This window comes from Sporosarcina sp. P12(2017), from assembly GCF_002743035.1.
Taxonomy (GTDB): Bacteria; Bacillota; Bacilli; order Bacillales_A; family Planococcaceae; genus Sporosarcina; species Sporosarcina ureae.
In genome coordinates, this window is the sequence record NZ_PDYL01000001.1 from 17,162 (window position 1) to 29,891 (window position 12,730).

Consider the following 12,730-nt stretch of genomic DNA (forward strand, 5'->3'; position numbering starts at 1 on the left):
ATACTGGCAAATGGATAATTACATGCAGCTGATTAAAAAGATCGTGAGGAGATAATAAGAATGACATACGCATTAGAAATTAAAGACTTAAAAAAAGTCTATGCTGGTGGTGTCGAGGCTTTGCGTGGCATTGATTTGAAAGTGGAAGAAGGGGACTTTTATGCTCTTTTGGGTCCTAATGGTGCCGGCAAATCTACGACTATTGGGATTGTGACGTCACTCGTCAATAAGACATCAGGAAAAGTGAAAGTCTTCGGCTATGATATGGACACGCAGTTAATGCAAGCCAAGCTGCAGATCGGTCTAGTTCCCCAAGAGTTCAATTTTAGTCTTTTTGAAACCGTCCAGCAAATTGTGTTGAATCAGGCGGGTTATTACGGCGTATCAAGGAAAGAGGCACTAAAGCGTAGCGAAAAATACTTGAAGCAGTCTGATTTATGGGAGAAACGAAATGTTCAGGCACAGATGCTTTCTGGAGGGATGAAACGCCGACTGATGATCTCACGCGCATTGATGCACGAACCGCGTCTACTTATTCTTGATGAGCCGACTGCCGGTGTAGACATTGAATTGAGACGAGAGATGTGGACGTTTCTGAAAGAGTTGAATGAAAATGGCACGACGATTATTTTGACAACACATTACTTGGAAGAAGCGGAGATGTTGTGTCGAAACATCGGAATCATTCAAAAAGGGCAGCTGATTGAAGATACTAGTATGAAATCATTGCTCGCTAAGCTCCAGTATGAAACAATTATTTTAGATATCGATTCTTCAGGACAAGCACCAGTGATCAAAGGTTATACTAGTGAGCTCATGGACGATGGATCTCTTTCTGTAGAGGTAGCGCGTGATCAAGGGATCAACGAAGTGTTTAACCAATTGACAGAACAAGGGATTAAAGTGTTATCTATGCGCAATAAGTCCAATCGATTAGAAGAGTTATTTTTAAAACTTACAGAAGAAACTGCGTAGTGGAGGATACATATGTTTAAATTATATCTAACAGCATTAAAAGGTTTAGCGCTCAAAGAAACGAACCGCTATCTTAGAATCTGGATCCAAACACTGGTCCCGCCAGTTATTACAACTTCCTTGTACTTTATCATTTTCGGGAATTTGATTGGTGAACGAATTGGAGAGATGGAAGGTTTCTCCTACATGGAGTTTATAGTTCCTGGATTGATTATGATGTCAGTCATCACCAGTTCCTACTCAAATGTCTCGTCATCATTTTTCTCGCAAAAGTTTCAAAAGAACATCGAAGAACTATTAGTTGCTCCTGTACCGACTCATATTATTATCTGGGGGTTTGTCATTGGAGGACTAGGAAGAAGTATTCTGGTGGGGATACTGGTCACAATTATTTCTCTGTTTTTTGTTCCATTACAAGTCCACTCTTGGAGCATGGTCATCTTAACATTTTTACTGACATCTATTTTGTTTTCTTTGGCAGGCCTGTTGAACGGTATTTTTGCAAAATCATTTGACGATGTGTCTATTGTTCCTACGTTTATTCTTCAGCCATTGACTTACTTAGGCGGCGTGTTCTTTGCCATCTCTATGTTGCCACCCTTTTGGCAGGTTGTATCCCAGTTCAACCCGATTGTTTATATGATATCTGGATTCCGATTCGGGATTCTTGGTGTAATCGATGTTCCGATTTTATTCTCTATACTTATTTCGATTACCTTTGTCATTGTGCTTTATGTAATCAATTGGAATTTGATTGAAAAAGGCCGTGGACTGAGAAGTTAACATCTGTTATCGCGTCCAACTATGCATCACACAACTTAACAACAATTCTGAATCGTATCTAGACTTGATACGTTTACAATTGATGAAAGAAGTGCCTAGCAAGTTGCTGGGCATTTTTTTAATGAAATAAATAAAAAGCTTTGAAACTATTTACGTAAATCTGCGTCTGTACGTGGATATACAAATACACAAGCGAAAGGAAGCGACATGATGAAGAAATTATTTTTGACATTCGGCACGGTGGCTCTCGCCCTCAGCTTACCATTATCAAGTATGGCTGCAAGTAACCAGAAGTTCACAGATGTACCCGAAACAAAGCACTTTGCGGAGGCGGTCAATGAATTGGCTGAACGTCATATTATTACGGGATATCCGGACGGAATGTTCAAACCCGGCAATCCGATCACCCGCGGACAAGTTGCGGCGATTATAGTGAAGTTGCTAAAAGAAAACCCTGATTACTTCGTAAAGGAACCAGGATTTAAAGACGTTTCGAAAGCGAATGGTTATTACAATTCCATCGCAAAGCTTGCAGAACTTGAAATAATGGGAGGCTATGCGGACGGCAGTTTCGGTCCGAATGATCCTGTAACACGTGGACAAATGGCTTCTATTCTTGTTAAAGCGTATGATCTGCCGCGCTTTGATTTCATTGCTAAGGAGAATCCATTCCGTGATGTGAAATCCACTAACTCTCATGGTGCCAATGTGTTAAATCTTTATAAACTCGGCATTACAACAGGCGTTACACCGGAGAGATTCGGTATCAATGAATTTGTGACGAGAGGACAAGCTTCTAAACTGATGCTGATAACGGAGCGCGTGCACCCTGAGACCTATTCAATAAAAACGCAAGGAGAAAACTCGGGGACCATGTTGCGATTCTCGGAAATCATGACGGATGAAGATACAGATGAATTCATTCCGAACTCTGAGATTTATCATGCCGCAATCATTAAAGGAAGACAGACGTCAGCAGGTTATACAGGTGATCGCTTGCAATTGACTCCGCTTAAAGAGGGAAGGGGAACTATTCAAATCGGTGGTAATTATGGTATGGAAGCGCAAAATATCAAACGGTATTACCATAAATATTATGTGGATGTGAAAAAGGTTGACGGTAAATTGAAGATACAGCTTCAATACCCATCTGAAATCTTAAAGACACGGGCACGACTGAAATTAGCAGCGGGTGAAAAGGTTGAAAACGTTCGTTTGGTGCATACGGATGGAGAGGTCCTATCCGATAAGATGCCTTTTGAAAGATATACTGATTCACCGGATGTGTTCATTCGTGTCAACAAGACCGGCAACTTTATCGCAACAGTCCGCTTAACTGACGGAAAAGAAGTACGCTATACGGTAGACGTGAAAGCGCCGACTACACATATGCTTTATTATGAAGTCAAGATAACAAAGATGAACGACAGTAAGTAGAAAATATCTGCCTGTGCGTCAAATTTTAAATACCAAGTGAAGCATCGCGTTTTGCGGTGCTTTTTTATTTTCGAAATACATTTGGATATCTTTGGTATAATGGTGTGGAAGTGTAGAGAGGTTTGACGTTAAATAAATGCGCCACTTTGTAATTTAAACTGTGAGAAGGAAAGTCCAATGAAAATAAGAGCGATTTTTATTGGTGATGTTCGATTTGATCAATGCTCAGTTTTTGAATTGAATAACGAAATGAACTACTTTGAAATGATAATTGACAAAGAGATTAAATATGAAAAAGTAGTAGTTGAAGAAGATGAGGAGTTTTTGATTTTTGAAGTTGAAAATGATAGTGCAACCATGATGAATGAATAAAGCAAATAGAGGAAGTTGTAGAAGGTGAACTGTTCCTGAAACGGGCCATATATAAGAAGTATGATAAGGAGCACATCTTTGCTTTGACAGATGAAACACCCAGCAAGCAAAGCGAGGGGTACGGTTCACCGCCCGCCCATAGGACACGCATCCGGCTGCAGCGCAGATCAACGGGTTTCAACCACTATCTTATCACGGTGTGCATTTCTCGCATCAATGCTACCGCTCAATCAGGCTAAAACTCCTGCATGAAGGTCGTCATGAAGAACGACCTGTGCGAATAAAAATAAAGCAGTAGCAGTACACTCTTTTAATGAGGGTTTCTCAAATGACAACAAAACATTTCATTCAGTTTATTCCTTTTGCTTCTTCTGCATCAATATCGCCTGCCGTGCAAGCGTATCTGCCGTCTTGTTTGTACTGTCCGCAATCCACTTAATAAAGAAAAAGTCAAACGTCGCTACGAGTCTCAAAGCCTCTTTCAAATGAGGTGCATACTGCTCGTTCTTCACAAATTCTTTTTCCATCGATTGCACGACCACTGCCGAATCAGACCTTACAGACACCATACCTGTCGTCAGCTTAGACGCCTCTTCAAGACCTCTCACAAGCGCTTGAAACTCCGCGTGGTGATTATTCGTTGGCTCAATCGGCTCACTAATCCGCACATCTTGACCTTCTCCTTTAATATACACACCAATTCCACTCAACCCAGGATTACCTGCGCTAGCACCATCTATGTACACTTCTAACATAAAATTTTTCACTCCAATCTGGTAATCAATTGTAAAAAACTTAGAAACACTTGCAACATCCCGTCAGCCAACTTACAATAGAAGGAAGAAAGGTGGGAGTTCTTTTCTAATGGATAAAGTAGTTATTATGAAAGAAATTAATCAATTGCTCGATATATATTGTGAAGGTTGTTACGTCAAAAAACAACTCACAAACGAACGAGGCAAAACAGGCGCTCACCAATTTTGTATATCCGACTGTACTGTAGGAGACCAGCTGCAATTCCTTGGAAGAGAAATCAACAAGATCAGTACGGCCTCCAAATAAATAATGAAAAAAGCATCCCGCAACTGCGTGGATGCTTTGTTTATGTTAGAAACTCAGCTCTTTGCGCCGAGATGAGGTTACACTTCATCCTCAAGAGTCGATACGTTAGCCGCCTGTGGACCACGATTTCCTTCAATTACTTCAAAAGAAACTGTTTGACCTTCAGCCAGTGTCTTGAATCCATCGGTAGTAATTCCGGTAAAATGTACAAAAATGTCTTCCCCGTCATCCGCTTCGATAAATCCATATCCTTTGTCACTGCTGAACCACTTCACTTTACCTTGGTGCATAATAATTCCTCCTCGGCAATTAGAAATCCAACTCCACGCGTAACGTACAAGCCTATTATTGACAACTTGCCCAATACGGCTTCTTACACTATACATGAGTAGGATAAAAGTGTCAACGCTAGGAAGAATATTCTGATTACCATTCAGTGATAATAAGGAAAGTATTGGTTTTTGTCTGACTATTCCCTATAATGAAGAAGTATTCATTTTTATCTACATATAAGAATTAGGTAAGGAAGTGTTAGAGTGAAAATTATCATTACACTTTTGCAAGTAGGATTTTTATACATACTATTTCTAGCAGGAGAGTTTTTACGGGCGAAACTATCCATTCCGTTGCCAGGAAGCATTATCGGTTTGCTTGTGTTATGGGGACTGTTATCGATCCAAGTTATTCCACTTCGCTGGGTGGAAAAAGGTGCGTATGTATTTCTATCGACTTTGCCGCTTTATCTGATTCCGGCTACGGTTGGTGTGATGGATTATGGCCATGTTTTTGCCGGCAAAGGAAGTCTGCTGATCTTAATCACAATCGGCAGTACATTGATCACAATGGTCGTCGCAAGTCTTGTCAGCCAATCTATTGCCAAGCGTCATGTGAAAGAGGAGGGGACTCTTTCATGAATACAGTAGTGCTTGCCCTGACAATGATATTGTTAACAGTAATTCTTTATTTTGTGATGAACGCCGTCTACGTCAGGTTACGTTCCCCTTTTCTAGTCCCTATTCTGACAACGACTATCGTAGTTATTATCGTATTATCGTTATTCAATACGTCATATGAAACGTATATGGTAGGAGGCAAATGGATCGATGCATTGCTTGGCCCTGCCATTGTCTCACTTTGTATCCCGCTATATAAGCAGAGGAATCTCATCAAGAAAAATTTGTTGCCGATCTTCGGTGGAGTCGTTGTAGGAGGAATTATCGGGATGTTGACAGGTGTCCTAGCAGCTAGATTCGTTGGGTTTTCAACCGAACTTTTAGCGAGTATTTTACCGAAATCCATTACGTCGCCAATAGCAATGCAAATAGCAGAAGAACTCGGTGGCATTCCTTCGCTAGCGACGGTATTGGTCATAATCGCCGGACTCGCTGGAATCCTTATGGGACCTTGGATCAATCGCTGGTTCAAAATTGATACAGCGATTGGTCAAGGCATCGGTCTCGGGGTCGGTGCGCATGCAATTGGAACTTCTAAAGCGCTAGAATACGGAGAACAAACGGCTTCCATGAGCTCGGTCGCCATGACATTATCAGCCATTATCGGCGCACTTGCAGGTCCTTTATTCGGTATTTGGTTATTTCCATAGAAAAGCGGAATTCCTATTCAATTAGGAATCCCGCTTTTTTTAATGCTTCTTCTGCATCGTGTAGTTGTTCTGCTCGTGGAGCGGAAATAGCGTGTAAATGAATGCCACTCTCGTCCAAATTCAATAGATAAGGAGCTTGTGCCTGTTGAATCTGTTCAATGAATGTCTTCACTTCTTGCCGGTTCGATACCATGATGGATGCACGCACATCGCCATACACAGGATGTTCTACACGGACATCTCTCACGGTTACGCCGTGGTCGACTAATATATGCAACTCTTCTTCCGTTTGATTAGGCGTATGTTTGCAGACAATAATTTTTTCCACGTCTTTTACTTTTTTAGTTGACTGTGTATATAAGTATCCTTGATTTGTCGCCATGATAGGTTCATTTTTTGCCTTCAATAAATTAATATCACTGACGATTACTTGTCTGCTGACTTTTGTCAAATCACCTAGTACTGCACCCGTTACGGGATGATTTGCTTCTTTCAATGTCTGGAGAATTAAATCACGGCGCTGTTCTCCTGCCACTTTTGCTTTTTTACGCAAAACTCTCACCTGCTATCTATAAAATGTCTATCGGGGTTTGTGCAGTATGTGCTAATACCGCCACTTCGAGCAACGCTTTTGCTAATTGGGTGACGTTTTCACTAGTCGATGTCTCGCCAAATGAAATCCGAACAAATCCTTTCGCCAAGTGGGCGGGTATATTCATCGCGCTCATCGTCATAGATGACTGTTGCTGACCGACTTGACAAGCACTGCCTGTCGACACCGAAAATCCTCTTCTATTTAATTCTAACATAATAAGCTGTCCTTCTGAGTGTTTGGCGCATAGTCCGATAATTTGCGGAAGTTGTTCAGATGGCCGGGGACTAGTATAGAAAGTGAACAAATCTTGATGTGTAGAAAGTATATTCATGAACAGAGAGCGTAATGCGCGATACTTTGCTTCATTCGTATTTGCCAGTTCAGCTGCCGTCACGAATGCAGCAATTCCTGGTACGTTCACCGTTCCACCTCTGAATCCTTTCTCTTGTGTAGCCCCTGGAAATAGTGGAACTGCGCGAATACGTGGATCGATATAGACTGCCCCAACGCCTTTTGGGCCGTACACTTTATGGCTAGATACCGACAAGCTGTCTACATAAGGAGAGATGTCACGCACAGATAATTTACCAAAAGATTGTACACAGTCGCTATGTAAATAAATTCCTTTCGGTTTTACTAATTCCGATATGGATCGGATTGGTTGAATTGTACCAATTTCTGGATTGCAATGTTGCACCGAGACGACAGTCGTTTGTTCCGTAATGGCATCTTCCAGTGCTTGTAAATTGATGATGCCTTTCGTTGTAAAAGGAATCATCGTAATTTGGAAGCCTTGTCCTTCAAGGTACGCTGCAGCCGAATGGAGGGAAGGGTGTTCCGCAGCAGACAGAATAATATGCTGTCCTTTGTTCTTTGCCGACTCAGCCAAAGATACTAGTGCGAGTGTGTTACTTTCCGTACCGCCTGAAGTGAAGTATACCCCTTCAGAACGCACGCCAAGAAGTACAGATAGGTTTTGTCTGCTATGGGTCAAGATATTTTGTGCAGCCCCTCCTGCGTCGTGCAGGCTCGTCGTATTACCAAACTGTTGTTGTGAGACCGACACATAAACTGAGGCGGCTTCCTCACGTAGAGGCGTCGTGGCAGCGTAATCAAAGTAATGCAATTGAATGACCTCCTGCAATAAATAATATATTCATCTTGTCATATAACTGTTTATATGTAAAGATAGATGTAAAGACACTACGTAAAGAGAAGGGTCGTAGGACTGCACATGAATAGAATCAAATTGGTCTCAATGCTTGAACAGTTTTTCATAGAAGATGTAGGAGATGGTGATCTATCGGCTAATTCATTATTTCCTGCTGATGCGATAGGTGAAATGCAAATCATCTCTAAAACATCAGGAGTATTTTGCGGAGTAGATGTCATCACGACAGGTTTTCACGTGATGAATCCATCTATAGAAGTCACGTGTCTCGTAGAAGATGGAGAAAGAATAACAGACAAACAAGTACTTGCAATTGCGAAAGGTCCTGTCAGAAGTCTTTTGACTGCGGAACGAGTAGTGCTGAATTGTATCCAGCGAATGAGTGCGATTGCAACGAAAACCGCGGACCTAACCGCATTATTGTCGGGGACGAAGACAAGGATTTGTGATACACGCAAAACAGCTCCTGGGCTTCGCATGCTAGATAAATACGCAGTCCGTACAGGCGGAGGATTTAATCATCGCAATGGTCTGTATGACGCAGTGATGCTAAAAGATAATCACTTGGCATATGCGGGTTCTATTACCAATGCTGTGCAACTACTGAGAACACGTTTAGGTCATACGGTGAAAATAGAAGTAGAGATTGAATCTCTAGCGCAACTACAAGAAGCTATCGAAGCAAACGTGGATATTATTATGTTTGATAACCGGATGCCAGAAGAAATTATGAACTGGTTACCACTCGTACCCGCACAGATCATTACCGAAGCTTCCGGCATGATTACAGAAGATACGATCGCCTCTTACGGCAAGACAGGAATTGATTACATATCGGTCGGCGCCCTAACGCATTCCGTTATTGCAGCTGATATTAGTGCGACTATACAACTTACTACGCAGGAGGACTGAAGAATATGTCGATGATGGATCTTGTAAGAGAACAGGCAAACGCTATGTTACCCGAGCGGTATAAACACTACACGGTGACTGAAATGGAAGAAAAGATTCGCGCGATTAAACAAACACTAGGTGACAAATTATTTATTCCTGGCCATCACTACCAGAAGAATGAAGTGATTCAATTTGCGGATGCTACAGGAGATTCTTTGCAATTAGCACAAATCTGCGCAGCGAACGAACAAGCGGAACATATCGTGTTTTGTGGCGTACACTTCATGGCAGAAACGGCAGATATTTTAACAACGGAAAATCAAAAAGTATATTTACCCGATATGCGTGCTGGTTGTTCGATGGCAGATATGGCAGATATCTACCAGACGGAACGAGCATGGACTGACTTGCAAGCACGGTTTGGAGATACGATTCTGCCGTTGACGTACGTCAATTCAACGGCAGCAATCAAAGCATTCGTTGGCCGTAATGGCGGCGCAACAGTGACCTCGTCAAACGCCAAAGAAATCGTTCAATGGGCGTTCACACAGAAAAAGCGAATTTTATTCTTACCGGATCAGCATTTAGGGCGTAACACAGCGTATGGACTCGGCGTGCCTCTTGATCATATGGCGGTATGGAACCCAATTACAGATACTCTAGAACACGATGGGCAAAACGAAGAGTGTCAAGTGATATTGTGGAAGGGACATTGCTCGGTTCACGAAAACTTCACGGTAGAAAATATTCGTCAGTTACGTGAAAATGATCCTGATCGTCGTATTATCGTTCATCCCGAATGCTCACATGAAGTTGTGATGAAGTCTGATGATGACGGTTCAACAAAGTATATTATTGATCAAATTGAAGCGGCCGCACCTGGTACAAAATGGGCGATTGGCACAGAAATGAATTTAGTTAATCGATTGATAGAAAATCATCCTGACTTAGATATCATTTCATTAAATCCTTTAATGTGTCCTTGTTTGACAATGAACCGTATCGATTTACCACATTTACTATGGAGTCTTGAAAGTATTATGGAAGGCACGGAGCAAAATATTATACAAGTGGATGCAGTTACCTCTGCAGATGCGATCGAAGCGTTAGACCGGATGCTACAACGAAAGTAACGCAGCATTGCTTGACAATTACTCTGAATATTGTATGATTGGGGAAATGATATGGAACGTCGAAGAAGGACCAGTAGATAAAATAGCATGTGTTAGAGAGCGGAAACCATCGGCTGGAAGTTTCCGTCGCAATGCCTTGTCGAACCTGCCTTTTGAGTCCTGTGTAAACACAGGCGCGCACCTTGGCGTTAGAAGGAAAGCGGGATTCGTGAAGATGAATCCAATGATGGTGGCACCGCGGAAGTTACGTCCTTTCGTCCTGATTGTATCGGGATGATTGGGCTTTTTTATTGTATAAAAGTAGATGATATGTAGAAATGGCAGGAGAATTCATATGAAAAGACAACGAATCGTTGTGAAAATTGGTAGCAGCTCGTTAACGAATGATAATGGAGAAATCGATCAGGTAAAATTCAATGATCATGTCGATGCCTTGGCAATGCTAAAGAACGTCGGGCATGAAGTTATTGTCGTCTCTTCAGGAGCGGTGGCGGCAGGCTTTGCGCGTCTCGGCTATTCCTCCCGTCCACAGACGATTAAAGGTAAACAAGCCGCAGCGGCAGTAGGCCAGAGCTTGTTGATACAATCCTATATCGAAAGATTCAGCGCACATAAAGTCATACCGGCACAGATCTTATTGACGCGTCATGACTTTGCCGACCGTGATCGATACCGCAACGCGTTTGCGGCAATGTCCGAATTGCTTGACCGTGGCATCATGCCGATTATTAATGAAAACGATACGGTATCCATTGACGAGTTAACTTTTGGTGATAATGATATGCTATCCGCATTAGTCAGTGGCTTTCTGCACGCGGATCAGTTGATTATTTTAACCGATGTCAACGGCATCTACACAAGTAATCCACGAACAGATCCAGATGCTGTACGATTGACGAAGTTGGTTGAAATTTCAGATGAACTGCTTGGTGGCGCTGATGATACCGGCTCGAAAGTCGGAACTGGTGGTATGCGTTCGAAGTTACTAGCTGCCAGAACCGCTCACACGTTAGCCGTTCCGGTCTTCATCGGAACAGGACGCGGTCCATCAAAATTGCTAGATATTTTAAAGGGTTATGGAGACGGCACGTATATTTCCAGCCCTGCTGCCAACACGATCAATACGAACCGCCAATGGATTGCACTTCATTCCGAATCGACTGGACGTCTATACGTCGATAAAGGCGCTGAAGAAGCGATTGTACATAATGGACGCAGTTTATTACCAGCCGGCGTCTTTAAAGTCCAAGGTGAATTTGGGGTTGGGGAAGTAGTGGAAGTGTTCGGTTTAGATGGATTGATCGGTAAAGGTGAAGTTACTTATTCGTCTGAGCAATTAAAACAAACGATTTCTAATAAGGATAAACTGGAAGAATTCAAGCCCATGCTAGAAGTCATTCACCGTGACCGCTGGGTACAAGTATAATCAAAGGAGAGAATGGAATATGAGTGAGATTAGAGATAAAGGAAAGGCTGCAAAAGAAGCGAGTATTGTATTGAACGTGGCGACAACTGAAGAGAAAAACCGCGCATTGCAATTGATTGCTGAGCAATTAATGGAAGAACAAGATCAATTGCTCATTGAAAATAAAAAAGATATTGAAGAAGGTCGTGAAAAAGGCATCGATTCGGCGGTTCTAGACCGTATTTTATTAACGCCTGAAAGAATCGAAGCCATGGCGGAAGGTGTTCGTCTACTGATTGATTTACACGATCCAATTGGAGAAACGCTGGAAGAAATCCATAAGGAAAATGGATTACATATTGTCAAGAAGCGCGTGCCAATCGGTGTCATCGCTATGATTTATGAAGCACGGCCGAATGTTACGATTGATGCTGCGTCCCTAGCATTGAAAACAGGCAATGCGGTCGTCTTGCGCGGAAGCTCATCTGCAAAACATTCCAATTTGGCACTATGGCGTGTCATTCAACGAGGACTTGAAAAAAGTTCATTGCCAGTTGATTGTGTTCAATTAATAGAAGATACAAGTCGAGAAACAGCGAAAGAATTATTCACACTCAATGACTATTTAGATGTCTTAATCCCACGTGGCGGTGCGAAGTTAATTCAGACTGTGATCCGTGAATCTACAGTACCCGTCATCGAAACGGGTGCAGGAAATTGCCATGTCTTTATCGATGAATCTGCTGATGAGAAAATGGCAATCGATATAGTCGTGAATGCCAAAACACAACGTCCATCAGTTTGTAATGCCATCGAAACTGTTTTGATTGATTCTAACTGGTTAGCGCAACATGGCAAGAGTTTGATCAAAGCTTTACAAGACCAAGATGTTCAATTACAAGGTGACGATACGCTACAGGCATTTGATTCGAATATCGTAGCTGTTGAACAAAATGATTGGTCAAGTGAATACTTGGACTTGACATTACGCGTAAAGAGCGTGGAAAATGTACAGCAAGCACTAGAACATATTGCCACGTACAGTACGAAGCATTCGGAAAGCATTATTACCCAGACGGATGCACATGCTGAGCAATTTTTGAATAGCGTAGATGCGGCAGCTGTTTACGTCAATGCCTCCACTCGCTTTACGGATGGTTTCGAATTCGGGTATGGTGCAGAAATTGGTATTAGTACACAAAAGCTTCACGCAAGAGGTCCGATGGGATTAGAAGCACTGACTTCTTCAAAATTTGTGATTCGAGGAACCGGACAAATCAGATAATATGTAGGAGGGGTT

16 protein-coding genes are annotated in these 12,730 nt (G+C 42.2%); 12 read left to right on the forward strand and 4 right to left on the reverse strand.

Translation table 11 applies throughout. From position 1 onward, the window contains the following. Window positions 1-60: 60 nt before the first annotated feature. From CSV80_RS00075 to CSV80_RS00090, 4 genes are all read left to right on the forward strand, one after another. Window positions 61-975 carry an ABC transporter ATP-binding protein gene (locus CSV80_RS00075; protein ID WP_099669080.1) on the forward strand — a complete coding sequence of 305 codons (915 nt, stop codon included), beginning with the start codon at window positions 61-63 and terminating at the stop codon, window positions 973-975. A 12-nt stretch (window positions 976-987) separates the two neighbouring features. After that, entirely contained in the window at window positions 988-1,758 is a 771-nt protein-coding gene (locus tag CSV80_RS00080) for an ABC transporter permease (RefSeq protein WP_099669081.1), read from the forward strand. 210 nt (window positions 1,759-1,968) lie between these two features. Continuing rightward, a complete protein-coding gene (locus tag CSV80_RS00085) occupies window positions 1,969-3,195 on the forward strand; it encodes an S-layer homology domain-containing protein (protein WP_158231827.1) in 1,227 nt (408 codons plus the stop codon). 177 nt (window positions 3,196-3,372) lie between these two features. Further along, the gene (locus CSV80_RS00090; RefSeq protein ID WP_099669083.1) at window positions 3,373-3,567 is read left to right on the forward strand and encodes a hypothetical protein; all 195 of its coding nucleotides are present in this window, start codon (window positions 3,373-3,375) and stop codon (window positions 3,565-3,567) included. Window positions 3,568-3,920: 353 nt separating this feature from the next. Here the strand turns inward: CSV80_RS00090 and CSV80_RS00095 are convergent, their stop codons facing one another. Beyond that, the gene (locus CSV80_RS00095) at window positions 3,921-4,322 is read right to left on the reverse strand and encodes a reverse transcriptase-like protein (RefSeq protein ID WP_099669084.1); all 402 of its coding nucleotides are present in this window, start codon (window positions 4,320-4,322) and stop codon (window positions 3,921-3,923) included. Window positions 4,323-4,431: 109 nt separating this feature from the next. Here CSV80_RS00095 and CSV80_RS00100 point away from each other — a divergent pair, with 109 nt between their 5' ends. Beyond that, on the forward strand, window positions 4,432-4,629 hold the full coding sequence (locus CSV80_RS00100) for a zinc-finger domain-containing protein (protein WP_099669085.1): 198 nt from the start codon (window positions 4,432-4,434) through the stop codon (window positions 4,627-4,629). Between the two features lie 77 nt (window positions 4,630-4,706). On the opposite strand, the gene CSV80_RS00105 is transcribed toward CSV80_RS00100, so the two are convergent. Next, window positions 4,707-4,919 carry a cold-shock protein gene (locus CSV80_RS00105; RefSeq protein ID WP_099669086.1) on the reverse strand — a complete coding sequence of 71 codons (213 nt, stop codon included), beginning with the start codon at window positions 4,917-4,919 and terminating at the stop codon, window positions 4,707-4,709. 246 nt (window positions 4,920-5,165) lie between these two features. On the opposite strand from CSV80_RS00105, the gene CSV80_RS00110 reads away from it, so the two are divergent. Next, window positions 5,166-5,543 carry a CidA/LrgA family protein gene (locus CSV80_RS00110; protein WP_099669087.1) on the forward strand — a complete coding sequence of 126 codons (378 nt, stop codon included), beginning with the start codon at window positions 5,166-5,168 and terminating at the stop codon, window positions 5,541-5,543. Then, window positions 5,540-6,232 carry an LrgB family protein gene (locus tag CSV80_RS00115; RefSeq protein ID WP_099669088.1) on the forward strand — a complete coding sequence of 231 codons (693 nt, stop codon included), beginning with the start codon at window positions 5,540-5,542 and terminating at the stop codon, window positions 6,230-6,232. Before CSV80_RS00110 ends, CSV80_RS00115 begins: the two co-directional genes overlap by 4 nt. A 13-nt stretch (window positions 6,233-6,245) precedes the next feature. On the opposite strand, the gene CSV80_RS00120 is transcribed toward CSV80_RS00115, so the two are convergent. Together CSV80_RS00120 and CSV80_RS00125 are read right to left on the reverse strand one after the other, a co-directional pair. After that, window positions 6,246-6,785: a transcription repressor NadR gene (locus CSV80_RS00120; protein WP_099669089.1), complete on the reverse strand. Its 540-nt coding sequence runs from the start codon at window positions 6,783-6,785 to the stop codon at window positions 6,246-6,248. Between the two features lie 16 nt (window positions 6,786-6,801). After that, on the reverse strand, window positions 6,802-7,953 hold the full coding sequence (locus CSV80_RS00125; RefSeq protein WP_099669090.1) for an IscS subfamily cysteine desulfurase: 1,152 nt from the start codon (window positions 7,951-7,953) through the stop codon (window positions 6,802-6,804). A 108-nt stretch (window positions 7,954-8,061) separates the two neighbouring features. On the opposite strand from CSV80_RS00125, the gene nadC reads away from it, so the two are divergent. Genes nadC through CSV80_RS00145 form a run of 5 tightly spaced genes read left to right on the forward strand, consistent with a single transcriptional unit; the run spans window position 8,062 to window position 12,715 of the window. Beyond that, on the forward strand, window positions 8,062-8,910 hold the full coding sequence (gene nadC / locus CSV80_RS00130) for a carboxylating nicotinate-nucleotide diphosphorylase (protein WP_099669091.1): 849 nt from the start codon (window positions 8,062-8,064) through the stop codon (window positions 8,908-8,910). A gap of 5 nt (window positions 8,911-8,915) precedes the next feature. Further along, entirely contained in the window at window positions 8,916-10,025 is a 1,110-nt protein-coding gene (gene nadA, locus CSV80_RS00135; protein WP_099669092.1) for a quinolinate synthase NadA, read from the forward strand. Between the two features lie 46 nt (window positions 10,026-10,071). Next, window positions 10,072-10,302: a hypothetical protein gene (locus tag CSV80_RS17275; protein ID WP_143560439.1), complete on the forward strand. Its 231-nt coding sequence runs from the start codon at window positions 10,072-10,074 to the stop codon at window positions 10,300-10,302. A 57-nt stretch (window positions 10,303-10,359) separates the two neighbouring features. Further along, a complete protein-coding gene (gene proB, locus CSV80_RS00140) occupies window positions 10,360-11,451 on the forward strand; it encodes a glutamate 5-kinase (RefSeq protein WP_099669093.1) in 1,092 nt (363 codons plus the stop codon). Window positions 11,452-11,470: 19 nt separating this feature from the next. Further along, window positions 11,471-12,715, forward strand: coding sequence for a glutamate-5-semialdehyde dehydrogenase (locus CSV80_RS00145; RefSeq protein ID WP_099669094.1), 1,245 nt, complete (start codon window positions 11,471-11,473; stop codon window positions 12,713-12,715). The last annotated feature ends 15 nt before the right edge of the window (window positions 12,716-12,730 follow it).

Coding starts and splice junctions, on each gene's coding strand:
- CSV80_RS00075 (WP_099669080.1), top strand. CDS start 61: ATGACATACGCATTAGAAATTAAAGACTTAAAAAAAGTCTATGCTGGT.
- CSV80_RS00080 (WP_099669081.1), top strand. CDS start 988: ATGTTTAAATTATATCTAACAGCATTAAAAGGTTTAGCGCTCAAAGAA.
- CSV80_RS00085 (WP_158231827.1), top strand. CDS start 1,969: ATGAAGAAATTATTTTTGACATTCGGCACGGTGGCTCTCGCCCTCAGC.
- CSV80_RS00090 (WP_099669083.1), top strand. CDS start 3,373: ATGAAAATAAGAGCGATTTTTATTGGTGATGTTCGATTTGATCAATGC.
- CSV80_RS00095 (WP_099669084.1), bottom strand. CDS start 4,322: ATGTTAGAAGTGTACATAGATGGTGCTAGCGCAGGTAATCCTGGGTTG.
- CSV80_RS00100 (WP_099669085.1), top strand. CDS start 4,432: ATGGATAAAGTAGTTATTATGAAAGAAATTAATCAATTGCTCGATATA.
- CSV80_RS00105 (WP_099669086.1), bottom strand. CDS start 4,919: ATGCACCAAGGTAAAGTGAAGTGGTTCAGCAGTGACAAAGGATATGGA.
- CSV80_RS00115 (WP_099669088.1), top strand. CDS start 5,540: ATGAATACAGTAGTGCTTGCCCTGACAATGATATTGTTAACAGTAATT.
- nadC (WP_099669091.1), top strand. CDS start 8,062: ATGAATAGAATCAAATTGGTCTCAATGCTTGAACAGTTTTTCATAGAA.
- nadA (WP_099669092.1), top strand. CDS start 8,916: ATGTCGATGATGGATCTTGTAAGAGAACAGGCAAACGCTATGTTACCC.
- CSV80_RS17275 (WP_143560439.1), top strand. CDS start 10,072: ATGATATGGAACGTCGAAGAAGGACCAGTAGATAAAATAGCATGTGTT.
- proB (WP_099669093.1), top strand. CDS start 10,360: ATGAAAAGACAACGAATCGTTGTGAAAATTGGTAGCAGCTCGTTAACG.
- CSV80_RS00145 (WP_099669094.1), top strand. CDS start 11,471: ATGAGTGAGATTAGAGATAAAGGAAAGGCTGCAAAAGAAGCGAGTATT.